Below are 24,986 nucleotides of genomic sequence, written 5' to 3' on the forward strand. Positions count from 1 at the left end.
CACGCTGTTGAGTTCTCAAGGAACGGACGCTTCCTTCGTGACCGTTTCACCGGTCTCTCCGGGCGCTTCCCTTCGTTCTTGCGTTTCCGACTCTACCAGATCCTCGCGGTCCTGATTTCCGCCGGTGCGTTTCGGCCTTTCGGCTTCTTCGCGTTTCCGACTCTACCAGATCCGTTTTCCGTTCCGTTTCCGGTCGGAATTCTTTTCCGGTCCCCGTCGGAGGGGGTTTCTCGCGCCTTCCGGCGTGGTCACTACGTTAGCGGATTTCCCCGGCGACTCATAATCGAGTCTGCGGTCCGAATTCCGGCATGCCGAAATCTGTCCCGTTCAGGGGTCGTGCTGCTGTAGTGATTTGCCGCCGGTGCGGCTCAAGGGGTGGCTGCCGAAGAACCGTTACGGCTCCGTGGCAACTCGGAGAACACTACGGACCGGGCCCGTCCGTGTCAACCCGGCCCGATCGGTCTCGGTCGGCGGTCTCGGTCGGCCGTCTCGCCGACGTCAGTCGAGGTCGTTCAGGCGCCCGCCGGCGTCCGGCTGGGCGTCCTCGACGCGGCGCAGCAGCCGGGTCAGCATCTCGCCGAGCACCACGCGCTCCTCGCCCGAGAGGTCCTGGAGGAGGTCGCCCTCGAAGATCGTCGCCATCCGCATCGCCTCCAGCCACTTGGCGCGGCCTTCGCTCGTGATGCCGATGATGACGCGGACCCGGTTGTTCTCGTCGCGCTCCCGCGTGACGAGCCCCTCGCCGACCATGCGGTCGATGCGGTGCGTCATGGCCGCCGGGGTCAGCCCGAGGCGCTTCGCCAGTTCGCCGGGGCCCAGCCGGTAGGGCTCGCCGGCCAGTACGAGGGCCTTGAGCACTTCCCACTCGGTGTTGCTGATGCCGAGGTCGGCGGTCTGTCGCCCGTACGCGACGTTCATGCGGCGGTTGAGGCGGCTCAGGGCCGAGACGACCTTCTCCACCTGCGGATCAAGGTCATGGAACTCCCGCTGGTAGGCAGCGATCTGTTCGTCGAGGCTCGGCTCTGGTGGGCCGGGGGTGTCAGCCATGCGCCGCAGTATGGCACGAGTGATTGGCGTTAAAGCCCTTTGATATGTACTCTTTAGCTTCGAACTTTAGAGTTGAAGTCTTCAGGCTTGGACTCTACCCCCTTCTTCCCACCCCACTCCTCACTACCTAGGAGGTGAGCGTGACCACCGCGATGGGCGCAGCACTGCGCCGGATTCAGCTGGGCAACGCACTGAGTGCGTTCGGCAACGGCTTCACCGTCCCCTTCCTGTTCATCTACGTGTCTCAGGTACGGGACCTCGGCGCGAGTACGGCAGGCATCGTCCTCGCGACCTTCGCCGTGGCCGCGCTCGCCGTGCTGCCCTTCACCGGGTCCGCCATCGACCGGCGCGGGCCGCTGCCGGTGGCCGTCGTCGGCACGGTCTCCGCCGCCATCGGGTCCCTGGGCCTCGGGCTCGCCCAGACCGAGCCGCTGGCCATCGCCGCCGCCGCGCTCCTGGGAGCGGGCATCGCGGTCATACAGCCGGCCCTGGCCACGATGATCGTGTGGTGCTCCACCCCGGCCACCCGGTCGCGGTCCTTCGCGACGCAGTTCTTCCTGAACAACCTGGGGCTCGGCGTCGGCGGGCTGCTCGGCGGGCAGCTGGTGGACACCGCGGACCCGTCGAGCTTCGTGCGGCTGTTCGCGATCGAGTCGGTGATGTTCCTGGTGCTGGGCGCGATCCTGGCGACCGTACGGCTGCCGAACACCACCAAGGTCGAGGACTCGGTGCCGCAGGAGGCCGCCAAGGGCGGCTGGCGGACGCTGCTCTCGGACCGGGCGATGGTGCAGCTGTGCGTGCTGGGCTTCGTGATGTTCTTCGCCTGCTACGGTCAGTTCGAGTCGGGCCTGTCCGCGTACGCCGTCGAGGTCACCCGGATCTCCCCCGCGACGCTGGGCGTGGCGCTGGCCGCCAACACGGCCGCCATCGTGCTGGCGCAGTTCGTCGTGCTGAAGCTCGTCGAGCGGCGGCGGCGCAGCCGGGTCATCGCGCTCGTCGGGGTGGTCTGGACCGTGGCGTGGATCGCGGCCGGGGTCTCGGGCCTGGTGCACGGGGCGCAGGCCGTCGCCACCACGCTGCTCATCTCGACGTACGCGCTCTTCGGGCTGGGCGAGTCGATGCTGTCGCCGACGATGGCGCCGCTGGTGGCCGACCTGGCTCCGGCGCGGCTGGTCGGCCAGTACAACTCGGCCTTCGCCCTCGTGAAGCAGCTCGCGCTGGCGATCGGTCCGGCCGTCGGCGGGCTGATGGCCGGGGGCGGCATGTACGTCGCCTACATAGCGATGCTGGTCGTGTGCTCGCTCGGGATCAGCGCGCTCGCGCTGCGGCTGGGGCGCCGGCTGTCCGTACGGCAGGACAACCCGCTGCGGGCGCAGGCGGCGCAGGCCCAGGCGGCGGAGACGGCAGACTCGGCGGACTCGGTTGCCGTGGCCGCCTGACCCGGCCCCGCCGCTCGTACCGCCGCCGTGGCCCGGAAGCCGACGCTTCCGGGCCACGGTCGTGTGCGCGTACGGGGCTCGCGTCCGTACCGCTCACCCCATGGGGAGGGCGAATTCGCACCAGACGGCTTTTCCGCCGCCAGGGGTGCGGCGTGAGCCCCAGGAGGAGGCGATGGTGGCGATGATCGAGATGCCGCGGCCGGCCTCGTCGGCCGGTTCGGGCTTGCGGCGGCGCGGCAGGTGGTCGTCTCCGTCGGTGACTTCGATTATCAGGCGGCGGTCCGTGCGGCGCAGTCTCAGCCGCATGGGCGGGGTGCCGTGCTGGAGGGAGTTGGCGACGAGCTCGCTGGCGGCCAGCACGCCGAGGTCGCGCAGCTCGGTGGGGAAGCGCCAGCTGGCCAGGACGCCCGAGGCGAAGGCGCGGGCGCGCGGGGCCGCCTCGATGCCGCCGAGGAGCTCCAGCGCGGCGTTGTGGAACAGCTCGGCGTCGTGGCCGGTACGGGCGGGGTGCTGGAGCACGAGCACGGCGACGTCGTCGTCGTGCTCCGCGGTGATGCCGAGGGCCCGCAGCAGCCGGTCGCACATGACCTGCGGGGAGCCCGTGGCGCCGGCGAAGGCGCGCTCCAGGGAGGCGACGCCGGTGTCGATGTCCTCGTCGCGGCGCTCCACGAGGCCGTCCGTATAGAGGACGGCGCTGGCGCCGGGGCCGAGCGGCATGGAGCCGGAGGAGTGCAGCCAGCCGCCGGTGCCGAGCGGCGGGCCGGTGGGTTCGGCCGCGCGGCGGACGGTGCCGTCGGGGTCGCGGACGAGGATGGGCAGATGGCCCGCGGAGGCGTAGACGAGACGGCCCTCGTTGGGGTCGTGGACCGCGTAGACGCAGGTGGCGATCTGGCTGGCGTCGATCTCGGCGGCGAGGCCGTCGAGCAGCTGGAGGACCTCGTGCGGCGGGAGGTCGAGCCGGGCGTAGGCCCGTACGGCCGTGCGGAGCTGGCCCATGACGGCGGCGGCGCGCACTCCGCGGCCCATGACGTCGCCGATGACCAGGGCGGTGCGGCCGGCGCCGAGGGTGATGACGTCGTACCAGTCGCCGCCTACGGCGGCGTCGGTGCCGCCGGGCTGGTAGGTGGCGGCGACGCGCAGGTCGTCGGGTTGTTCCAGCTCCTGGGGCAGCAGGCTGCGCTGGAGCGTGACGGCGGCCTCGCGCTGGCGGCGCTCGCTGGCGCGCAGCCGCTCGGCGGACTCGATCTGGTCGGTGACGTCGGCGGCGAAGACGAGCACCCCTTGATACGGCTCGCGAGGGCCGGGCGACTCGTGCGTTCCGTGCGCCCCGTCGGCCTCGTGGGCGCCGCCCGTCGCGGTGCGCTCATGGGGCAGGGCGCCGTCGTCGCGCTCGGGGTCGGGCGGGCGCGCTGTCGCCGGGGCGGTGTCGGCCGCGCCGACCTCGATCGGGGTGCAGGTGAAGGTGTAGTAGCCGTGGCGCGGCGTGTCGCCGCCTTCGGCGGTGACCCGGCGGGACTTGACCGTGCGCGGCTTGCCGCTGCGCAGGACCTGGTCCATGAGGGGCAGCAGCCCGAGCGCTTCGAGCTCCGGGAGGGCCGTACGGGCCGGGGCGCCGGGGGCGCGGCGGCCGAAGAGCGCGGCGTAGGCGTCGTTGACGTACGCGACGCGGTGCTCGGGGCCGTAGACGACGGCGACGAGGGCGGGGAGCTGGCCGAGGACCTCGTGGACGGAGAGCCCGTCAAGGGTGGGGACGGGGCCTTGGGCCTCCGGCGCGTCCGCGGTCGCGGTGGCGGTCCGGCGTGTCGCGCCGCAGGCTTTGTCGGCGGCCTTGTCGGCGGATTTGTCCGGGGTTTTGTCGGCGGGTTTGTCGGCGGCATGGAGTCGGGTCCGCGGCACGGTCTCGGCGCGGGCGGCGGGCACGGAGCCGTTGGCCCCGCCGCTCGCCGTGCTCGGGGGCTGCGAAGGCCCCGCGCCGCGGTCGGTGCGCGCCGCCGCGCGGCGCTGGGTTCCGGGGAGCCGGGCGCTCCAGCGGGTGAAGTTCACAGAGGATTACCTCGTGGTGTCGTTACTGGGCTGCACACCTGCTCGGTGGCCCGGCTGGGATTGTGGGGGGAGTTCTCCAAGGGAAGGCGGCAAACGTCCGGATCCTCGTGCTTGTCACTGTCCTCGTGGTTGTCACTCTTCGCAGGTACGAGCCCACCCATGGTCACACGTCCAGTGTGACCGACCGGACTGACATCCGTCAGACGCCGGTCGTCCGGGTGGAGTTCCCGGCTCCGGACGGGTGGGGTCACGTGCCTTCCGGGTGGCGCCCCGTCCCCGCGGCGAGTTCGAACTCGGCGCGCGGGTTCTCCAGGGAGCCGAGCGAGACGATCTCACGTTTGAAGAGCCCGGCGAGGGACCACTCGGCGAGCACGCGCGCCTTGCGGTTGAAAGTGGGGACCCGGCTGAGGTGGTAGAGGCGGTGCATGAGCCAGGCGGGGTAGCCCTTGAGCTTGCGCCCGTAGAGGTGCGCCACGCCCTTGTGGAGGCCCAGGGAGGCCACGGAGCCGACGTATTTGTGCGCGTAGTCGCGGACAGGCTCGTCCCGTAGGGACGAGATGAGGTTGTCGGCGAGGACTCGCGCCTGGCGTACGGCGTGTTGGGCGTTGGGCGCGCACTCCTTGCCGGGCTCGTCGGCGCTCAGGTCCGGTACGGCGGCGGCGTCCCCGGCGGCCCAGGCATGTTCGGCCCCGGCCACCTGGAGCGCCGCGGTGCAGGCGAGCCGGCCGCGGCCGTCGAGCGGCAGGTCGGTGGCGGCGAGGACCGGGTGCGGTTTGACGCCGGCGGTCCATACGACCGTACGGGTGGGGAACCGCGAGCCGTCGCTGAGCACCGCGACGCGGCCCTCGCAGGAGTCGAGGCGGGTGTCGAGCCGCACGTCGACGTTGCGGCCGCGCAGCTCCCGTACGGCGTACTGGCCCATCTCGGGGCCGACCTCGGGGAGGATGCGGCCGGTGGCCTCGACGAGGATGAACCGCACGTCGTCGGGGTCGATGTTGTGGTAGTAGCGGGCGGCGTAGCGCGCCATGTCCTCCAGCTCGGCGAGCGCCTCGACGCCCGCGTAGCCGCCGCCGACGAAGACGAAGGTCAGGGCCGCGTCGCGGACTTCGGGGTCACGGGTGGAGGACGCGATGTCGAGCTGTTCGAGCACGTGGTTGCGGAGGCCGATGGCCTCTTCGACGGTCTTGAAGCCGATGCCGAATTCGGCCAGGCCCGGGATCGGGAGGGTGCGCGACACGGAGCCGGGGGCGAGGACCAGCTCGTCGTAGCGGAGCTCGACGCCGCCGGCGCCCTCCTCGTCGGCGGCGAGGGTCTTGACGGTCGCGGTGCGCTTCGCGTGGTCGATGGCGGTGGCCTCGCCGACGAGGACCTGGCATTTGGGCAGAGTGCGGCGCAGCGGGACGACGACGTGGCGCGGGGAGATGGAGCCGGCCGCGGCCTCGGGGAGGAACGGCTGGTAGGTCATATACGGATCCGGGTCCACCACGGTGACCTGCGCTTCGTCCGCCTTCAGCTTCCGCTGGAGGCGCAGCGCCGTGTACATGCCTACGTAGCCGCCGCCGACAATCAGAATGCGCGCCGGTTCCTTCACAGAGGATCTCCTCGCGATGTCGCCCAGCCCGAGGGGGTGCCCGGCCGGGGGCCCGGCGCGGCTCGGCCGCTGACGGATGCTGTGACCCCGGGAAAGCACAGCACCCTCCCATGACGCACCGGCAACAAGAATTTGTCCACAGGCCCGGCGAAATGTGTGACCGGTGGCGGAGGGGAGCACTCCGGGGTCCGGTCGCGGCGCGGTGACGAAAGCCCGCAGGTCAGCCGCAGGCCATGGGACGGTTGGGGAGCGGCCGATCCGAACGGTTCGGTTCGGTGCTCCGATCGTGGGGCGGTCCGTGCGGAACTCCCCCTTCTTTCTTGACGCGGGCTCAACTATGTTCGTACCTGGTCGGGGTGGTGAGACACGCCTCGGCAGTCAGGGCGGGGAGTCTCCGGGGGGAGACGTCATTACCGGGGGAATGCTTATGCACATTCAGGGATCTCATTGGTCGGCTGCTGCTGTCGCGTCGTCCGACGCCAATGGCAGCCGCCACACGCCTTTGCGTGTGGACGCACAGCGCAATCTCGAGCACGTACTACGGGCCGCTCGCGAGGTCTTCGGCGAGCTCGGGTACGGCGCGCCGATGGAGGACGTGGCGCGCCGGGCCCGGGTGGGCGTCGGGACCGTGTACCGCAGGTTCCCGAGCAAGGACGTGCTGGTCCGGCGGATAGCCGAGGAGGAGACGGCGCGCCTGACCGAGCAGGCACGGGCCGCGCTGGGGCAGGAGGACGAGCCGTGGTCGGCGCTGTCCCGGTTCCTGCGCACGTCGGTGGCGTCGGGCGCCGGGCGGCTGCTGCCGCCGCAGGTGCTGCGGGTCGGCGTCGACGTGGACTCCGAGGCCGCGGCCGAGGAGGCCAGGGCGGCGCACTCGGTCGAGGCGCGGGTGCCGCAGCAGCGGCAGCCGGGCTCCTCGATCAACCAGCTGCACGAACTGCGGCTCGTCGAGCAGCGGCCCGTCGTCGTCGAGGAACAGGACGACGCGGGAGCGGCGGCGCTGCTGGAGGTCGTGGGCCAGCTCGTGGACCGGGCACGGGCCGCGGGCGAGCTGCGCGCGGACGTGACGGTCGCGGACGTGCTGCTGGTGATCGCCACGGCGGCGCCTTCGCTGCCCGACGCGGCACAGCAGGCGGCGGCGTCGGCACGGCTGCTGGACATCCTGTTGGAGGGTCTGCGGTCGCGCCCCGTGGGGTAGCGCTCGTGACCTGACCGTCCGACGATCCTTCCCCGAACGGGTGATGGTTACTGCTCCGGTGTGCGAAAACACCCCGGATGAGTGGTTGCTTTCCCAGGCGGGGTTGTGGTGACCGACCGTATGGCACGCTTGCCCGGTGTTCGGGAGCGACGGCGTGTACGGGGGCCTCCGCGATGGGTGTTGACGGGCGGGAAGAGCCGCGCGGGAGCGGGGAACCGGGCGCACGCCCGGCTCACCAAGTGCCGAGCCAGGGAGGCCCGTTCGAAGCGGGCCCGAGTGGCTCGGACGCTCCCGGCGGTTCGGGCGCGCCGCGCGGTCCGGGCGCGCCCGGCAGTTCGAACAGGCGTGACGGCTCCCGTGCTCCTGGCAGTTCGGATGGCGCGAACGGTCCGAACGGCCCGGGGGCGAGCGGCAGTTCGGGCGCGTCCGGCGCATCGGGCGCGTCCGAGGGCTCCGAGGGCTCCGAGGGCCCGGAGAGCTTCGGCGACGCCGAACCGAGCGTGCCGCAGCAGCGCAACGGCGGCGGCTCCTTCGGGGACGCCGCCAACGGCGGTGCCACAGGCGGCGGCGAGACGGCCGGCGGCGCTTCGGGCCACGGCGCTTCGGCCCGTAGCACCTCGGCTCGTAGCACTTCGGCCCGTAGCACTTCGGGCCGTCGCGCTTCGGGCCTCGGTGCTGCGGCCGGCAGCGGTACAGGCCGTGGCGCTGCGGACGGCGACGACGCGCGCGGCAGCAGCGCGCGCGGCAGTGGCGCGACCGGCGGCAGCACCGGCAGCGGTGGTGTCGGCGAGGACGTGGAAGTGCCGCCTTCGGACACCGAGTTGGTGGCCCGTATGCGCGGCGGCGCGCTGGACGCGGACGCCGCGCACGCCAACGCGGCGTACGAGGAGCTGTACCGGCGGCACGCCGACTCGGTCCGCCGGTACGCCCGTAGCTGCTGCCGGGACGACCACACCGCCGAGGACCTGACCAACGAGGTCTTCGCGCGGACGCTGCAGGCCGTGCAGCGCGGCGCGGGCCCGGACTCCGCCGTGCGCGCGTACCTGCTGACCACGGTGCGGCGGGTCGCCGCGGCGTGGGGCAAGACGGCCAAGCGGGAGCAATTGGTCGAGGACTTCGCGGTGTTCGCGTCGTCGTCGGCCCGTACCTCGGCCTCGGACGAGGAGACGCTCGACCTGGGCGCGGACGTACGGGCCATGCAGGAGGCCGAGGCGTCCCTGGCCGTGCAGGCGTTTCGCAGCCTGCCGCCGCGCTGGCAGACCGTGCTGTGGCACACCACGGTCGAGGAGGAGTCGCCCAGCGAGGTCGCGCCGCTGCTCGGGCTGACGGCCAACGCGACGGCGGTGCTGGCGCACCGGGCGCGCGAGGGCCTCAAGCAGGCGTATCTCCAGGCCCATGTGAACACGTCCCTGACGTCGGGCGGCGACTGCGCCCGGTACGCGGACCGGCTCGGCGCGTACGCGCGCGGCGGGCTGCGGATGCGGGCCGAGCGGGGGCTGCGCAAGCATCTGGAGAACTGCGCGAAGTGCCGCACCGCGGCCCTGGAGGTCGCGGACGTCAACGAGCGGATCCGCTCGCTGCTGCCGATCGCGGTCATCGGGTGGTTCGCCGCCGCGTACACGGCCAAGGCTGCCGCCGGGGCCGCCGTGGGACTGGCGGGCGCCGGGGCCGCCGCGGGCGCGGGGGTGGCGGCCGCCGCCACCGGAAGCGGCGCGACGGGCAGCGCGGCGGGCGGTGCGGCAGGCGGGACCGCGGGGGGAGCGTCGGGCGGCGCCGCGGGTGGGTCCGCGGGGGGCGCAGCGGGCGGGGCGTCGGGCAGTGCGGCGAGCGGCGCCGCCGCCGGCAAGGGGCTCGGCGCGCCCGCGAAGGTCGGCATCGGCGCGGCCGCGGTGGTCGTCGCGGGCGCTGTCCTCGCCTACGCCCTGGCCGGCAGCAACCCCGAGCCGCCGAAGAAGCCGCAGGCCAAGCCCACCGCGGCACCGGTCGCGCCAGCCCCTGAACCGCCGCCTCCGGCCAAGCCGCCGGCCCCGAAACCCCCACCTCCGAAGCCGTCGTCGAAACCGAAGCCGCCCCCCGCGCCGCCGCCGAAGCCGAAACCCAAGCCGAAGCCGCCCGCGCCGAAGCCGACTCCCCCGAAACCGACGCCGAAGCCCACTCCGCCGCCCCCGAAGCCGACGCCGAAGCCCACTCCCCCGGCGCCCGCGCCGGCCGTCTTCCAGCTCAACACGTTGCGGTACGGAGGGCTGGGCGACGGCACGGAGCCGGAGGTGCGGCCGGGCGCAAGCAGCTGGCTGTGGCAGCGCTGGGGACTGCACATCAACGACACGAAGTACGGGCACGGGGTGACGGTGCACGCCCCGTCGTCGGTGACCATCGACCTCAACCGCCCCTGCTCGTCGTACGACGCGGTGGCCGGGGTGGACGACATGACGATGGGGCTGGGCGAGGTCCGGTTCTCGGTGTTCGGGGACGCGGCGCGGCTGTGGCGCTCGGGCGTGGTGCACGGCGGGGACCCGGCGGTGTCGGTGCATGTGCCGCTGACGGGCCGCAAGACGGTCCGGCTGGTCGTGGAGTCGACGTCCCCGATGAGCACGGTGGCGCTCGCGGACTGGGCGCAGTCGCGGCTCAGCTGCCGGTAGGCGCCGGTCGGGGAGACGGTACGGACGTACGCACGCGTGCGAGCAGTACGGGCGTACGTACGCGCGTGAGCGGTACGGACGTACGCACGCGTGCGAGCGGTACGGACGTAGGCACGCGCGTGAGCGATCCGGCCGTACGTACGCCCGTGAGCGATCCGGCCGGTCCGCCTCGCCGCCCGCCGGAGCGGACGCTCACAAGCTGGTCCGCGGCATGACCCCGCCCGCGACCGCCCGCTGCCGCGGCGCCTCCGAGCCCGTCCAGCAGCTGCCGCGGCGGGAGAGGAGGCGGCGCAGCCACAGTTCCGTGGAGACCAGTTCCGCGAGCCCGTCGAGCGGCAGGAGTTCGCCCTCGGCCGCGGCGCGGAGCGCCTTGCGGACCACCCGGGCCTCGACCAGCCCGGCGTCGGCCAGCAGCGGGGTCTCGAATATCTCCACCAGGCGTCCCACGGACATCCGCAGCCCCGCCCGTACCGCTGCCGCGTGCGAGGCGTGGGAGGTGGCGCCCCAGCCCGGCGGCAGTTCGCGGATGCCCGCACCGGCCAGGACAGCACGCAGGACGGAGGCGCGCGCCCCCGGTTGCACGCGGAGCGACTCGGGGAGCGCGCGGCAGGCCCGTACGACCTGGTTGTCCAGGAACGGCGCGTGCAGTCGCTGGCTGCGCACCTCCGCGGCCTGCTCGAAGATGCGGTGGTCGGCGGCGTGCCGGGCCAGCGCGGCGGAGGCGCGGCGCTCGCCGGGGCGCCGCAGGCCGCCGGGGCGGGTCGCCGCGGTCCCCAGGCGAACCGATACTTCAGCGAGCGCCTCGCCCGTGAGCCAGCGCGCGGCGGGGCCCGGCCGGAACCAGGTGAGGGCCGCCAGGGAGGCGCCCACCGCCCCCGGGACGGCGGGTTCCAGCTCCGAGCCCGGACGGCCGGCCTCCAGCAGCCGCCCGGCGGCGGCCTCAAGGCCGTCCCTGTAGGACGTACGGGCCAGCTTGCGCGCCGCGCGGTAGACGGTGAAGGGGACGAAGAAGGAGTGCGCGGCGGGCCCGTCGGCGCGCGCGAGGGCCGACACGGGGCGCAGCAGATGCCGGCGGCGGCGGTCCATCAGCAGGTCGGCGAGGCGCGCCGGGTGGGCGTCGAGGACCTGGCGGGCGCCGTGGCCCACGAGGTGGTCGGCGCTGCCCGCGGTGAGGCGCCGGCGGTGGCGCTCGGCGGTGACGAGGGAGGGGCCGGGTTCGTCGGTGAGGGGCCCCTCCAGGTCGGCGTAGGGCAGGGCCTCTTCGCCCGCGGTGACCACGACGTGGTGCAGCCGCGGGTTGTCGGCGATGGCGCGGGCGCGCTCCAGCTCGGCCTGGCGGGAGCGGCCGTTGCCCGTGGCGAGGTCGTTGAAGGTGACGGCGAGCAGCCGCTCGCCCGCGCCGGTGCCGTGACCGAAGAGCGTGCCGGGGACGCCGGGCAGCCCGGCGGCCAGCAGCGCGAGGGTCGCGGAGGCGCTGCCGCCGGACAGGTCGGCGCCGATGCCGGGCGCGGGCCCGCCGCGCGAGGCGCGCCGGTAGGCCGGTCCCATGCCCGGTACGGGCCCGGGGTCGAGGTCCCCGAACTCGGTCTCCGGTGCGTGGCGCGGCGCGTCCAGCCGCGCCCGTACGGCCTCCACGAGGGCGTCCCGGACGCCTGCCACCGCGTCGTCGGCGGCAAGTTGAGGCGCGGCGACGGCGAGCGAGGCCGTTGGCTCGTAACCGATGATGTCGCGCGCGCCGTCCCGCAGTACGAGCGCATGGCCGGGCGGCACGCGCCGCACCCCGATGTAGGGCGTGCCGTCGCCGAGCGCCTCCGGGGAGTCGGGGCAGGCGAGCAGCGCCGCGAGGTGGCCGATGTTCAGCTGGGCTTCGACCAGGTCGGCCAGCGGCAGGGCGGCGGTGGCGTAGGCGGTGCCGCGGGCCCATTCGGTGTGGAAGACGGGGCGCGCGCCCGCCAGGTCCCCCGCGACCGTGACCCGGCGGCCGACCTGTGCGACCGCCGTGTAACTGCCGCTCCAGGCCGTCAGATGCCGCAGTGCGCCCCCGCGCGCCGCCAGCAGTCCGACGCGCAGTTCCTCGTCGCTCGCGCCGCAGCAGCCGAGGACGGCGAGGCGGGTGAAGGGGTCGGCCTGCACGACGCGGACCTCGTCGGGCCGCCAGTCGCCGACGGCCCACAGCGGGTCGGGGTCGCCCCACAGGAGCTGCGCGCCGACCGGATGCACCGTGGAGCCGTCGGCCCCGGCGCCTCGCCGGGTAGCACGGGGACCGGTCCCGGAGGCGGCACTGCTCCACCCCACCAACCACCGCATCGCGGCCTCCACAGGGTGTGGACAATCAACAGGTAGCAGTCATCATGCACAAGAGGCTGACAGTTTCGGCATCGCCCGGTCAGCGTGTTGATCACGCCTTATCAACCAACTCGGCCTCAACTGGGGCGAAATGCCGCACTGTCATGGACCGTGCTGGGTCCATGCTGCCATGAGTGGGGCGCGCGAGCGGCGCACCGGAGGTGCGTAGGAGGCGTGCGCCGGACGGCGACGCGCGGGGCGCGCGGGCGCGCGGCGGGTGGCGACGAGGGGGCGCGGGGAGCGACGGGTGGTGGCGACGCGGCGTGGCGACGGTGGCCTGGCGGCGGGGGCTCGGCGGTCGCGGGGGCTCGGCAGTCGCGGGGGCGGGCAGCCCGGCCCGTAGGCCGAAAAAGGCGCATAAGCGCGGAAGTTGCGGGCGCGCAAAAGGAGGGGGTGGCCCGGCCGTCGCGCACCGTGCTGCCGTGCGCCGGTCCGCCACGCACCCGGTCCGACCCATGGAACCGATGCGCACCAGGCCGTTGCCCGCCGGGCCGCCCCCTCCCCGGCCCGGACGGGAGCTCGGCTCGTACGCGCATGCCGGCCACAACGGCATGCGCCATATTCAGCCAAACTCGGCCGCGCCCTACTTGGGCGCGCGCGTCCCCGATGCCCGGACCGCGATGTCACAGTCCGGGAGGCGGACTCCGCCCCCCGGACCGTTCCGCCGCCCGCGGGGAATGAGGCGGCGGTGTCCCCCAGCCCACTCGATCCAGTACAGCGGGCCGACCCACGCATCACCCATGGAAGCGCTCCCGCGATGGCCCGTGCAGAGCGCACGGTAGGCGCACGGCCACACACAGGCGGAGCACATGCCCCTCGATGCACGTGCACACGGACCAGAATCCCGCCATCCGGGTCCGCACCCCTTAACGGTCGGGATCCAGGGAACTACGCTGGGTTTACGAATGCCCCGCGCCTATGCCGGGGCGGCCGTCGGTGCTGGCGAGGGGTGCGCATGTCCAGGGAGCTACGCGGGCCGAATGAGAAGCTCGGGACCGTACTCGCCCTCGCGGGGATCAGTAACGCCGGCCTCGCGCGCAGGGTCAACGACCTGGGCGCACAGCGCGGATTGACGCTTCGGTACGACAAGACGTCGGTCGCGCGGTGGGTCTCCAAGGGGATGGTGCCCCAGGGGGCCGCGCCCCATCTGATCGCCGCCGCCATCGGCAGCAAACTCGGCCGGCCGGTGCCGCTGCACGAGATCGGGCTGGCGGACGCGGACCCCGCGCCCGAGGTCGGCCTCGCCTTCCCGCGCGACGTCGGCCAGGCCGTACGGGCCGCCACCGACCTCTACCGGCTGGACCTGGCCGGACGGCGCGGAGGCGGCGGGATCTGGCAGAGCCTGGCCGGTTCCTTCTCCGTCAGCGCGTACGCCACCCCGGCGTCCCGCTGGCTGATAACCCCGGCCGACGGCTCGGTGGCGCGCGAGGCGCACCAGGCCGCCAAGGAGGCGGACGCGGGCGGCGGCCCGGAGGGCTTACCGCAGCGCGTCGGCCACTCCGACGTGACCAAACTCCGCGAGGCGGCGGACGACGCGCGCCGCTGGGATTCCAAGTACGGCGGCGGCGACTGGCGTTCCTCCATGGTGCCCGAGTGCCTGCGGGTGGACGCCGCACCGTTGCTCCTCGGCTCGTACAGCGACGACGTGGGGCGTTCGCTCTTCGGCGCCACCTCCGAGCTGACCCGCCTCGCCGGCTGGATGGCCTTCGACACCGGCCAGCAGGAGGCCGCGCAGCGCTACTACATCCAGGCGCTGCGGCTCGCGCGGGCGGCGGCGGACGTGCCGCTCGGGGGGTACGTACTGGCGTCGATGAGCCTCCAGGCGACGTACCGGGGGTTCGCGGACGAGGGCGTGGACCTCGCCCAGGCCGCCCTGGAGCGCAACCGCGGCCTCGCCACGGCGCGCACCATGAGCTTCTTCCGGCTGGTCGAGGCGCGCGCCCACGCGAAGGCGAACGACGGGCCCGCCTGCGGCACGGCGCTGAAGGCCGCCGAGGGGTGGCTGGAGCGGGCGCGGCAGGGCGACGGGGACCCGTCCTGGCTCGACTTCTACTCCCACGAGCGGTTCGCCGCCGACGCCGCCGAGTGCTACCGCGACCTGAAGATGCCGCGGCAGGTGCAGCGCTTCACCGAGCAGGCGCTGTCCCGGCCGACGGAGGAATTCGTCCGCTCGCACGGGCTGCGGCTGGTGGTCTCGGCCGTCGCCGAGCTGGAATCGGGCAATCTGGACGCGGCGTGCGCGGCCGGGACGCGGGCGGTGGAGGTGGCGGGGCGGATCTCGTCGGCCCGTACGACGGAGTACGTGCGCGACCTGCTGCACCGCCTGGAGCCGTACGGGGACGAGCCGCGCGTCGTCGAGCTGCGGGAGCGGGCGCGGCCGCTGCTGGTCACGCCGGCGTGAGGGGATTTCACGCCGGGGTGGAGGGAGCGGGCGCGGCAGGGCTCTGTCGGAGTGGACAGGCTGGGTGAAGAGTCGTCTGTGGTCGTCGTCGCCCGGCTGTGGACGGCCGGGACGCGGACGGTCCGGACCAGGCCGCCCCTGCGATTTCGCCCCGTTGTCAGCGTTGTCGGCGGCGTTGTCAGTGGCACGCGCCATGATGGGGAACGCTGGGAGAGAGGGGCCGGTGCGGCGCCTCGGGGGCTTCGGGGCGGGAGGTGACGTGGTGGCGGCGTACGAGTGCGATGTGCTGGTGATCGGGGGCGGGATCGTCGGCTTGTCGACGGCGTATGCGATCACCCGTGCCGCGCCCGGCACCCGCGTCACCGTGTTGGAAAAGGAGTCCGGCCCGGCCCGCCATCAGACCGGCCGGAACAGCGGCGTGATCCACAGCGGCATCTACTACCGGCCGGGGTCGCTGAAGGCGCGGTTCGCGATGCAGGGCGCGGCGGAGATGGTCAAGTTCTGCGTCGAGCACGGCATCGCGCACGAGGTCACGGGCAAGCTGATCGTCGCGACGGAGCGGGCGGAGCTGCCGCGGCTGCACGCCCTGGTCCAGCGCGGCAGGGAGAACGGCATCCCGGTGCGGGAGCTGGGCCCCGCGCAGATAGCGGAGTTCGAGCCGCACGTCCGCGGCCTCGCGGCGATCCACGTCGCGACGACCGGCGTGTGCGACTTCGGCGCGGTGGCGCGGCGGCTGGCGGATCTGGCGGCGGACGCCGGGGCGTCGGTGCGGTACGGGGCGGAGGCGACCGTGATCGGCCGGCGCGGACCGGCGGTCGCGGTCCGTACGGCGGCGGGCGAGGTGGTACGGGCACGGGCCCTGGTCAACTGCGCGGGGTTGCGCTGCGACCGCGTCGCCCGGCTGGCGGGCGACGATCCGGGCATGCGGATCGTGCCGTTCCGCGGGGAGTACTTCGACCTGTCCCCGGCCCGTACGGACCTGGTGCGCGGCCTGGTGTACCCGGTCCCCGACCCGGCCTTCCCCTTCCTCGGCGTGCATCTCACCCGAGGCGTCGGCGGGGGCGTCCATGTGGGGCCCAACGCCGTCCCCGCCCTGGCCCGCGAGGGGTACGACTGGCGGACCGTACGGCCGGCGGAGATCGCCGGGACGCTGGGGTACCCGGGCGCGTGGCGGATAGCGCGCCGCCACTGGCGCTACGGAGCGGGCGAGCTGCGCCGCTCGCTGTCCAAGCGGGCCTTCACGGAGGCGGTGCGCCGCCTGCTGCCGGAGGTGGCCGAGGGCGATCTGATACCGGCGACGGCCGGCGTGCGGGCGCAGGCGGTACTGCGGGACGGGACGCTCGTGGACGATTTCCTCTTTGCCGAGTCGTCGCGGGTGGTGCACGTGCTGAACGCGCCGTCCCCGGCGGCTACGGCGTCGCTGCCGATCGGGAGAGAGGTGGCGCGGCGGGCGCTGACGGCGATGGGCGGAGAGTAGGGGGTGGGCGGAGAGCAGGGGGTGGGAGCGGGGTGACAGGCGGGCTGCGACCGGGCCCGGCCCGGGTTCCGTAGAATCGAGTAATTGTGTCCGAGAACCCCACTGCGAATCCCGCTGCGAACCCCGGTGCCGCCCCCGACGCCCGTGAGGCCGACGAGGGGCGCGTCCGCGACCGCCGCGAGCCGATGTTCCCCGACGGCCCGGCGCCGGACCCGGCGGGCTCGCACCATGAGCGCCGCATCCGCTCGTTCCAGCCGCGCCGCAGCCGCGTCACGGCGGGCCAGGGCGACGCGCTGCGCCGCCTGTGGCCGAAGTGGGGGCTGGACATCGACGGGCTGCGCGAGCTGGACCTCGGGGAGCTCTTCGGCGACCCGGAGCTGCCGGTGGTCCTGGAGATCGGGTTCGGCATGGGCGAGGCGACGGCGCGGATGGCGGCGGCCGACCCCGGCACCGGCATCCTGGCCTGCGATGTGCACACGCCCGGCCAGGGCAACCTGCTGAGCCTGGCGGAGCGGGGCGGCCTGTCCAATGTGCGGGTGGCCAACGGCGACGCGATCATCCTGCTGCGCGAGATGCTCGTGCCGGACGCGCTCGCGGGCATGCGGGTGTACTTCCCGGACCCGTGGCCGAAGAAGCGGCACCACAAGCGGCGGCTGATCCAGCCGGAGTTCCTGGCGCTGGCGGCGACGCGGCTGGCCCCCGGCGCGGTGCTGCACTGCGCGACGGACTGGGAGCCGTACGCGGAGCAGATGCTTGAGGTGCTCGACGCGGATCCGCACTTCGAGAACGTAGAGCCTGGGGGCGGTTACGCGCCGCGCCCCGAGTACCGGCCGCTGACCAGGTTCGAGGGCCAGGGCCTGGACAAGGGCCATGTGGTGCATGACCTGCTGTTCCGCCGCCGCTGAGTTCCACTGCCGCTGGCCCGCTGCCGCTGGCCCGCTGCCGCTGGCCCGCTGCCGCTGGCGGCTGACCGCCCGATTGTCTTGTCGGCCATAATCCGACTATCTCCCACTCTCCCCTGGTTAGGGTCTTCGAGTGCCTGAGTCCCCGCCTCCCCACCAGCCGACCGACCGCTCCGCCGCGGCTCAGCCGTGGGGACCGACCGCGCCCTGGGCCGCCGGCCCGCATACCGGGACGGCAGATGGGCAGCCGCCGACAGTTGGAGAGCCGGTGGCCGGACAGCCGCCCGCATACCACCCGGCTCCGCTCCCGATTCCCCTCCCGATTCCGGCGTACGAGCAGAGCCCGCGGTTCACGGCGGTGCCGGCGCCGTCCGGTTGGCGCTACAAGCCGCGCCGGGCGCTGTGGGAGAACAAGGCGCTGCGGGCGACGGCGCTGATCCTGCTGCTCGCGCTGTCGGGCCTGGTGATCCTGGCGCTCGTACGCGAGCAGACGGGCACGGAGGGCTTCCTGGTGGGCCTCGGCCTGGCCGTACTGCCGGTGCCGCTGCTGGTGGCGGCCTTCCGCTGGATGGACCGGGTGGAGCCGAAACCGTGGCGTGACCTGGTCTTCGCGTTCACCTGGGGCGCGTGCGCGGCGACCCTTGTCGCGCTGCTGGCCAATGGTTTCGCCACGAAGTGGCTGCTGAGCACCGTAGATGTGTCGCAGCACGCCGACGCGAATACGTGGGGTGCGACGTTCGTCGCGCCGGTGGTGGAGGAGTCGGCGAAGGCGGCGGGCGTGCTGCTGCTGTTCCTCTTCCGTCGCCGGGACTTCAACGGGATCGTCGACGGCGTCGTCATAGCGGGCATCACGGCCACGGGCTTCGCGTTCACCGAGAACATCCTCTACCTGGGCAACGCCTTCGCCTCGGACCAGAACTTCGGCTACTCGGGCATGCAGTCGACCACGATCGCGACGTTCTTCATCCGCGTGCTGATGTCGCCGTTCGCGCATCCGCTCTTCACGTCGATGACGGGCATCGGCTTCGGCCTGGCGGCGACGTTCGCTCCGCGGCGCCGCGTCCTGCGCGTCCTGGTACCGCCGGCCGCCCTGCTGATCGCGATGACCCTGCACGGCGTCTGGAACGGCGCGTCGGCCCTGCCGGGCTTCGGCTTCCTCGTGGTCTACGGCCTCTTCATGGTCCCCGTCTTCGGCGTGCTGACCTGGCTGACCGTCTGGTCCCGCCAGAACGAGCTGCGGACCATACGCACCCACCTCCCCGCCTACCAGGCCGCCGGCTGGCTCACCCCGCCTGAGCCCATCGCCCTCTCCTCGATGCGCGCCCGCGGCATAGCCCGCCACCTGGCCCGCCGCACCGGCGGCCCGCAGGCGGCCCGAGCCGTGACGGAGTACATCTCCTTCGCGACCTCCCTGGCCTTCCTCCGCCAACGCGCCTACCGCGGCACGGCGGGCCCGGACTTCACAGCCAGGGAACAGGAACTCCTCCACCACCTCTGGCAACGCAAACCGATAGCCCAACCGGCTCTGACCCATGCGATGCCGCAGCCGCACTGGCCGACGCCGTACGCCCCCGGCCAGTTCCCACCCCAGTACGCGCCGCCGGCCTACCCTCCGCCGGGGCATCAGCGCTGATCCCGGCACCGGAACGGGAGTACAGCACGGTGAGCTCTCGCCACACCCGCATGACCAGCAGTGACCGTCATCCTTCAGGACTCTGACGCGAGGCAGTACATGCTCCCTATCGATGTTTCCGCCGCCACCAACATCGCACACACTCCGAACCCAGCGCCTGATCCCGGTGTAGTAGCAGTCGCTGACTGGTTTCAGAACGTCCCAGGTTTTTCGGAAAAATTTGGAGAAGCCCTACGTCAGTCCTTTGATGAGGTTCTTGACGGGCAGCGCACCGGGCGTTTCGACATAAATGATCTCGAGAAGACAGAGAAGACCTATCTGGGGACCAAGGTCGAAATCGTCGTACGCGCCGCTTTTGATCTTTCACGCGGCGAAAAAATGGACTACTCCGTCGCGAAACATGAGGTTGATTCGAAATTTACAGTGGGAACCAACTGGACGATCCCTGGTGAGGCGCAAGGGCACATCTGCCTGCTCATGATGGCCAGCGACCATACGTCCAGCTTCCGTATCGGTTTGCTCCGCATTAAAGACGAGTACCTCAACCCTGGGGGTAACCGGGACGGGAAACGGTCAATTTCCAAGGCGGGGCGCGCGGCCGTCTACTGGCTAGTACCCAACGGGAAACTTCCGGAAAATATTCTTATGAGCATCACGGAAACAGACCGGAATGCGATCTTTGACTCCGGAAGCGGGCAAGCGCGAACCAATGAACTTTTCCGCCGCGTACAGAAAAGACTGGTGAACCGCAACACGGTCGTGACAGTAGCAAAGCAAGAGGACAGTCCCAAGCGGGTACGAGACGCACGACTGCACCTTCGCAATGAAGGCATCGTCATCCTGGGGCATCAGTCCACGCATCGGTCGATCGCCCGGGAACTCGGCCTGCCCGTCCCAGGCAGGAGCTATTGGGTTGCCGCGCGCCTGACGCCCATAGCTCCGGGGTCGGACCGCCCCTCCAGCAGCATCAGCGGAACGCACTATGCCGTCGCAGAACCGTACGAGTCTGCCGTCCCCGCGCCAGCGATCTGAACCCCGGCCCTCGCCATCGCAACCGACTGCGCAAGAAGCCATGGGTGCAGAATGGGTCTCATGCCTGACGATCCACAGTGGACGGCCCCTCCCGGCTCTTGGGCGTCATCAGCCGCCCGGCGCCGGAATATGCAGGCCATCCAGAGCCGCGACACCAAGCCCGAGCAGCTCATTCGTCGGCTGGTACACGCGCAGGGGCTGCGGTACCGCGTGTGTGCGAGACCTCTGCCGGACCTTCGCCGAACGGCTGACATGGTCTTCCGTCCGGCGAAGGTCGCGGTATTCATCGACGGCTGCTACTGGCACGGCTGCCCCGACCACTACGTTCCACCGAAGACTAATTCCGGTTACTGGTCGGACAAGGTCGCCAGGAACGTGGCACGTGACCGGGACACGGACCAGCGTCTTGCTGAGACTGGCTGGCTCGTACTCCGGTTCTGGGAGCACGAGCCATCAGACGCCTGTGCGCTCCAGATCGCCGATACGGTCAGAGAGCGGCGCCTTCTCCTGGCCAACAGGCTCGGGGACGTGGAATAGCGCCGACTGCTCTTCCCTGCCATCTCGGGCAGCGCTCTCCTGTTCCTCGGGGCGTAGCACCGAAACGATCGCCTTGCCGACCGCCTCGGCAACCGGCGGCGGGAAAGCGTTGCCGACCTGGCGGTACCGGGCTGTCTTGCCACCGAAGAACTGCCAGTCCGCAGGGAAGCCCTGGATGATGGCTGCCTGGCTGACAGTGAGCATGGGGCCCGACTCAGTGAACAGGTCCCGGCTGGGCACACACTTGTCGGGATCGTTGGCCACGCCAAGCCCGTTGACACCGAGCGCCGCCCAGGCCGCCTTCGCCCGGGTGGGGCCGAGATCAGCGCCACCGTGCTTCTTGGACCCGCCCACCAGCGTGGGTGCGACGCCGCCCTGATCTTTGGCCTTCTTCAGCCACCGCTTATATGCCTTGGTCCCGACTTCGCCATGGGCCTTGAACCGAGCCTCCATGGTCTTCTTGAGCGCTGCGGCCACTGTGTAGTCCTGGTCCGACGTCGCTGTCGGCCACTCGAACTTGGCGTCCTTGAGCAGCTTCTTGTCGATCGCCACCAGGATCGCCCGGGGGCGGAGCTGCGGCACGCCAAACTCACGGGCTTCGAGCACCTTCCAACCACAGACTTCGTAGCCGGCCCGCTCAAGCCGCTCGATGATCCGGAGCCGGTAGGGCCTGAACTTATGTTCTGGTTCAAGGATGCCGCGAACGTTCTCGATCATGACGGCCTTGGGGCGCAAAAGATCTACGAGCTGCAGCATCCGCGGGAAGAGATCGCGGTCGTCGTCCTCTCCGAGCTGCTTCCCAGCCAGGGAGAACGGCGGGCACGGCACCCCGCCCGCGAGCAGGTCAAGATCGCCGGGCTGAAGCCCGAACTTCTCCAGCTGCTTGTGCTTGAACGGATCGACCTCTTTGACATCACCTTCGACAACCTCGCACCCCTTCCACTCGGGATGCTTGGCGACGTTGAGACGCAACGTCTCGCAGGCATGCTTGTCGATCTCAAGGAGAGCGAGATGGCGGAACCCGGCCCGGTGCAAGCCGACGGCTTGCCCTCCGGCTCCGGCGCAGATCTCGATCGAGGTCAGCGGTCGGCCGCTGAAACCCATCGGCTCCTCCTGGTTTGGCACAAAGCAGACGTACAAGTGTCGCAGAGGCCGCGGGCACCACTGCCGGGACACAGCTTTGCACGACCTCTTGCCTGAACCAGGAAGTGTTGCAGCTCCCTCTGACATCAGTCAGCGAAGCAGGCCACAGGCCGGCATCGCGCCTACGGCTTCCGGGCCGCTTCCTCTGGTACCGGTCGAAGTCCGGGCCGGAGCCGGGGTACTCGGCCCGGCCTGGAGAACCACCCGCAGCGGGCAGCTGCCGACTGGCAGAGGTACGCGCTCGGGGAAGTAGACCACCTCGCGCCCCTGTTGCGGCCTCCCTGACTGCAGCCGACGTCAGACAGCGGTTTCAAGATGCCTGGCTACAGCCTCCCAGTCAGCCATGCTCATCCCCCAGGTGTCGTCTTCTTCTTCCGGGTCAGCGAGCTGACGTACCGACGGGTCGTCAAGGATCGTTCCCATAAAATCTAGTTTTGCGGCAAGACGGTCTGCCACAACCTCATCAATGGTTCCGTTCGCGACAAGAACGGTAATCTGAGTCCTTGTGTCCGGCATAAGCCCGAGCCGGTGGATACGGTCAAGGCTCTGCAGGAAGCGGCCGGCAGCAAAATCACGGTCCACGTAAATAGCGTCGTGGCATACATGATGGAGACTTATCCCCTCCCCCAGAGTAGCCGGATTGGACAGGAGTACCATGCAGTCCGGGTCCTCCCTGAACCGTAGTATCTGCTCGTCCCTGTCTGGGCTTCCACCGTGAACAATAGCTGGCTGAAAATTCTTCAGCATGACTTCCAGCGAAGTCAGATTGCGGACGAAGGTAGACCATACGAGGGTTTTCCGTCCCTGCTCCGCATTCTTCATGACGGTCTTCAAGACCGCCTCATACTTCGGAGAGAGCTCGTAGCGCGGAAGATTGCGCATCAGCTCGCTCAGTGACCCACCTTGGGGAAATTCCAGAGGAGGGATATAAAACGGAAGCGGCTCATAGCGAGTACCGCCTTCGGTCAGCAGCGTCGGGCTAGTACTGGCCATCATCAAATAGACGAGGACCTTACCCAGTTTGGCAAACTGCTCCTGCTCAGGAGATCCATGTTCTCCGAGCCTGGCCGTGAGCGCGTTGTACAGCTTCCGGTGTTCCGGCCCGAGGTCTACGGGCTGGATACGGACATCCACCGGCGGCAGGCCAAGTTCACTCTTCGTCGTACGGGTGAAGAGCGGTCGCAGCACTCTGCTCGCATGAGCCAGATCCCCTCCCGCCACAGCCCGGTCGACAGCACGCCGCCCGTGGCCAGGCCAGACGAAGGAAAGGAGACTCTCCAGATCCTTGGCTCCGTTGGGAGCCGGCGTGCCAGTCAGAATCAGCCGGTGCCGCGCCAGCGGGCCCAGAGCCATGCAGGCGGCGCCATACGTGCCGCGCGACCCCAGCTTCATCCTGTGCGCCTCATCCAGCACGATCATGCTCGGAGCCGCGCTCAGCCAGTTCGCCAACGACGTGAGCGAGCGGTGCAGCCGCTCGTAGTTCACCAGCAGCACTTCGGTGCCGAAGTCCATCGTCTTGTCCGCCGTCTTCACGACAAGCGGCTCAGAAAAACATAGTGAGCTTTCTTCCCACCACGCCTCGTAGGCCGATTTGGGGCACACCACCAGCAGCCGACTGACCTTGCCGGCTTCGCGAAGCGCCGCGTAGACAGCCATCGCGGTCCGCGTCTTGCCTGCACCGGGAACACTGAAATTGGCACCATGGGTCAGGGACAGCAGCCTGCCCACGTCCCGGAGCTGAAACTCAGTGAGCGGGGCGCGCCAGTCCTCTCCCAGGCTTTTCCGTACCTCATCAGCCGGTACAGCGTCGTCGGCCGCGCGGCCGGCCGCCCCTGCGCTGAGGCGATCCTCCACCGCCTTCGCGTCAGTGACAGATCCCTCCGCCAGTGCCTGCAGGTCCGCGTCGAAGCGCACTTTGGCGGGCTCGTGCCACCCATGGAGTTCCCCGAGGTTCGCGAGAAAATCTTCTAGGTCGACCACCGCGGTGAGCTGTCCGCGCTGGGCTCCGCTGGAAAAGCGGGCTACGAGCCTCACCAGATGCTGATGGCACTCCTCCACGGTCCGCAGCACCACCTTGGTACGCGTCTCGTCGAAGCCAATCCGCAGGCTCGCCCCGGGAACTATGTTCACCCCTGTCCCTTCATGACGGCTTCCGTCAGCCAGTTGACGCCGTCGCCCGGCTCAGCAAGGCCCCTTACCGCCTGGCGGGCGAGCTTCGCGAGGCTCGCTTTGAGCCGGAGGACCGCGTCATCGAAACCTTCCTCATCCAGATCCTGGCTGGAGCGCGCCTGCGCCAGATCCGAAATGCTCTGTTCAATGGCCGCACGGGCGTCATCCAGCCGCTCCGCTGCCGTCTGCTGAGTCTTGCGCAGCGACTCGTCCCGGTATGCGAGATCCAGTGACCTCCGCATGCTTTTCCGAGCGGCTACGACCCGGTCTCGGGCATCTTGGACCTTCTCTGAGGGCAGACCGTCAGCCCCCTCGGTCGCCTTGGCCCTGAGCAGGCTGTCAGTGAACGCCCGCACCTCAGCCACCTTCACCGAGGGGCCAGAAACCGAAACGCTCAGGCCGGGGATCACGCTCGGCGCTGCCTCAGGTTCCGCTACCGGTTTCAAGTCGGCTGGCAGCGTTTTCGCCAGGTACCTCTCGTGGAACGCGTCGTCGATGAGCCTCGTCCGGGTCTTAGCGAAGTCGAGGATGATCGCAGCCATCCTCGACTCCTTGATCAGTTCCGCGTGGTCCCGGCTCCGCGACTTCTCCGCCTTCACATATGCCCGGTGCAGCTCTTTCAGATTTTCCTGATGTCCCTCGAAGTCCACCATCCGAAGGCGCGAGCCGGCTTCCGTCTGACTCCGCTCGATGAGATCCCGGATCACTTCGAGGATCCATCGTTCCTGCTTAAACGTCTTAAACTGCACGTGGAAATCGCGGGCGATGTCTTCACCGGCGCGGCCGGCCAGCTCTTGCTCTTCCATCGCGAGCAGCCGGTTGATGTACGAGTACTCGCGCCGCTTATCCGGCCGAAGCTGCAGAGCCAGCTCTACCTGATTGATGTCTTCCCAGGTAAAGGACGGCGGGAGTACGCCCACGCGAATGGATGTGCGCTTGAGCTGCCTCATCGCAGCGGCTCGGGTATTCCCGTTTACCAGAATACCTTCGTGAGTGATAAGCCCTGGCTCCCGCTGCCCGACCTCTTTCAGGCTGTCCCTGAGCGCCACGAAATCAGGGTCATCCTCATCGGGGTTCGCGGGCTTCCCCCGCAGAAGATAGTAGAGATATTCCTGGCTCTCAGGGATCCAAGGAGAACTCCTCAGAAGCTTTTCCCGGTCTGGCTTCTGGCTGCTCTGCGCCCGGATGCGGTGCGTATCCGGGTTGTAGTAGAGGTTGCGGAGCGGAACCTCAATCACCCCGACATGCAGCGGATTTTCATTCCACTCAACAGTGACAGTTTCCGGCGTTTTACCGGGCTCCTGGGCCTCCTTCAGCCGTTTGCTGACCAGGTCATAATTTTCGTCTGCCTTCGGGGGGCGGGAAAACTTCGGCACGTGATTACTCTCCTCA

The 24,986-nt window shown here is 70.6% G+C and carries 16 protein-coding genes; 9 read left to right on the forward strand and 7 right to left on the reverse strand.

Annotated features, from left to right (window positions below; all coding sequences use genetic code 11):
- Positions 1-498: 498 nt before the first annotated feature.
- Positions 499-1,047, reverse strand: coding sequence for a MarR family transcriptional regulator (locus AB0I49_RS16680; RefSeq protein ID WP_363227684.1), 549 nt, complete (start codon positions 1,045-1,047; stop codon positions 499-501).
- Positions 1,048-1,187: 140 nt separating this feature from the next.
- Between AB0I49_RS16680 and AB0I49_RS16685 the strand changes: the two genes are divergently transcribed.
- On the forward strand, positions 1,188-2,486 hold the full coding sequence (locus AB0I49_RS16685) for an MFS transporter (protein ID WP_363227685.1): 1,299 nt from the start codon (positions 1,188-1,190) through the stop codon (positions 2,484-2,486).
- 93 nt (positions 2,487-2,579) lie between these two features.
- On the opposite strand, the gene AB0I49_RS16690 is transcribed toward AB0I49_RS16685, so the two are convergent.
- Positions 2,580-4,529, reverse strand: a complete 1,950-nt coding sequence (locus AB0I49_RS16690) for a SpoIIE family protein phosphatase (RefSeq protein ID WP_363227687.1) — start codon at positions 4,527-4,529, stop codon at positions 2,580-2,582.
- A gap of 247 nt (positions 4,530-4,776) precedes the next feature.
- Positions 4,777-6,120 carry an NAD(P)/FAD-dependent oxidoreductase gene (locus AB0I49_RS16695; protein WP_363227688.1) on the reverse strand — a complete coding sequence of 448 codons (1,344 nt, stop codon included), beginning with the start codon at positions 6,118-6,120 and terminating at the stop codon, positions 4,777-4,779.
- A gap of 427 nt (positions 6,121-6,547) precedes the next feature.
- On the opposite strand from AB0I49_RS16695, the gene AB0I49_RS16700 reads away from it, so the two are divergent.
- Both AB0I49_RS16700 and AB0I49_RS16705 read left to right on the forward strand, forming a co-directional pair.
- Positions 6,548-7,315, forward strand: coding sequence for a helix-turn-helix domain-containing protein (locus AB0I49_RS16700; RefSeq protein ID WP_363227689.1), 768 nt, complete (start codon positions 6,548-6,550; stop codon positions 7,313-7,315).
- 239 nt (positions 7,316-7,554) lie between these two features.
- Positions 7,555-9,954, forward strand: a complete 2,400-nt coding sequence (locus AB0I49_RS16705) for a sigma-70 family RNA polymerase sigma factor (RefSeq protein WP_363227690.1) — start codon at positions 7,555-7,557, stop codon at positions 9,952-9,954.
- A gap of 192 nt (positions 9,955-10,146) precedes the next feature.
- On the opposite strand, the gene AB0I49_RS16710 is transcribed toward AB0I49_RS16705, so the two are convergent.
- Positions 10,147-12,261, reverse strand: a complete 2,115-nt coding sequence (locus AB0I49_RS16710) for an asparagine synthase-related protein (protein WP_363227691.1) — start codon at positions 12,259-12,261, stop codon at positions 10,147-10,149.
- A gap of 994 nt (positions 12,262-13,255) precedes the next feature.
- Between AB0I49_RS16710 and AB0I49_RS16715 the strand changes: the two genes are divergently transcribed.
- The 6 genes from AB0I49_RS16715 to AB0I49_RS16740 all read left to right on the forward strand — a co-directional run bounded on the left by AB0I49_RS16715 (position 13,256) and on the right by AB0I49_RS16740 (position 20,282).
- Positions 13,256-14,701 (forward strand): MFS transporter, encoded by a 1,446-nt coding sequence (locus tag AB0I49_RS16715; RefSeq protein ID WP_363227692.1) that lies wholly within the window; start codon positions 13,256-13,258, stop codon positions 14,699-14,701.
- A gap of 262 nt (positions 14,702-14,963) precedes the next feature.
- Positions 14,964-16,178: an L-2-hydroxyglutarate oxidase gene (gene lhgO, locus AB0I49_RS16720; protein ID WP_363227889.1), complete on the forward strand. Its 1,215-nt coding sequence runs from the start codon at positions 14,964-14,966 to the stop codon at positions 16,176-16,178.
- Positions 16,179-16,264: 86 nt separating this feature from the next.
- Positions 16,265-17,083 (forward strand): tRNA (guanosine(46)-N7)-methyltransferase TrmB, encoded by an 819-nt coding sequence (trmB, locus tag AB0I49_RS16725; RefSeq protein WP_363227693.1) that lies wholly within the window; start codon positions 16,265-16,267, stop codon positions 17,081-17,083.
- Positions 17,084-17,402: 319 nt separating this feature from the next.
- Entirely contained in the window at positions 17,403-18,713 is a 1,311-nt protein-coding gene (locus tag AB0I49_RS16730) for a PrsW family intramembrane metalloprotease (RefSeq protein WP_363227890.1), read from the forward strand.
- A 60-nt stretch (positions 18,714-18,773) separates the two neighbouring features.
- On the forward strand, positions 18,774-19,745 hold the full coding sequence (locus AB0I49_RS16735) for a NaeI family type II restriction endonuclease (RefSeq protein WP_363227694.1): 972 nt from the start codon (positions 18,774-18,776) through the stop codon (positions 19,743-19,745).
- 60 nt (positions 19,746-19,805) lie between these two features.
- Positions 19,806-20,282, forward strand: a complete 477-nt coding sequence (locus tag AB0I49_RS16740) for a very short patch repair endonuclease (protein ID WP_363227695.1) — start codon at positions 19,806-19,808, stop codon at positions 20,280-20,282.
- Here AB0I49_RS16740 and dcm read toward each other — a convergent pair.
- From dcm to AB0I49_RS16755, 3 genes are all read right to left on the reverse strand, one after another.
- Positions 20,199-21,386: a DNA (cytosine-5-)-methyltransferase gene (dcm, locus tag AB0I49_RS16745; RefSeq protein WP_363227696.1), complete on the reverse strand. Its 1,188-nt coding sequence runs from the start codon at positions 21,384-21,386 to the stop codon at positions 20,199-20,201. The two genes, AB0I49_RS16740 and dcm, sit on opposite strands and share 84 nt — an antisense overlap.
- Positions 21,387-21,722: 336 nt before the next feature.
- Positions 21,723-23,555 (reverse strand): DEAD/DEAH box helicase, encoded by a 1,833-nt coding sequence (locus AB0I49_RS16750; protein WP_363227697.1) that lies wholly within the window; start codon positions 23,553-23,555, stop codon positions 21,723-21,725.
- Positions 23,552-24,970: a transcriptional regulator gene (locus AB0I49_RS16755; RefSeq protein WP_363227698.1), complete on the reverse strand. Its 1,419-nt coding sequence runs from the start codon at positions 24,968-24,970 to the stop codon at positions 23,552-23,554. The genes AB0I49_RS16750 and AB0I49_RS16755 overlap by 4 nt, the downstream gene beginning before the upstream one ends.
- Positions 24,971-24,986: the final 16 nt, after the last annotated feature.

Origin of the sequence: Streptomyces sp. NPDC050617, assembly GCF_040654795.1 — a bacterium.
Taxonomy (GTDB): domain Bacteria; phylum Actinomycetota; class Actinomycetes; order Streptomycetales; family Streptomycetaceae; genus Streptomyces.

What these genes read in the sequence shown, in the direction of transcription:
- AB0I49_RS16710 (WP_363227691.1), bottom strand. Translation starts at nt 12,261, where the DNA reads ATGCGGTGGTTGGTGGGGTGGAGCAGTGCCGCCTCCGGGACCGGTCCC.
- dcm (WP_363227696.1), bottom strand. Translation starts at nt 21,386, where the DNA reads ATGGGTTTCAGCGGCCGACCGCTGACCTCGATCGAGATCTGCGCCGGA.
- AB0I49_RS16700 (WP_363227689.1), top strand. Translation starts at nt 6,548, where the DNA reads ATGCACATTCAGGGATCTCATTGGTCGGCTGCTGCTGTCGCGTCGTCC.
- AB0I49_RS16680 (WP_363227684.1), bottom strand. Translation starts at nt 1,047, where the DNA reads ATGGCTGACACCCCCGGCCCACCAGAGCCGAGCCTCGACGAACAGATC.
- AB0I49_RS16715 (WP_363227692.1), top strand. Translation starts at nt 13,256, where the DNA reads ATGTCCAGGGAGCTACGCGGGCCGAATGAGAAGCTCGGGACCGTACTC.
- AB0I49_RS16740 (WP_363227695.1), top strand. Translation starts at nt 19,806, where the DNA reads ATGCCTGACGATCCACAGTGGACGGCCCCTCCCGGCTCTTGGGCGTCA.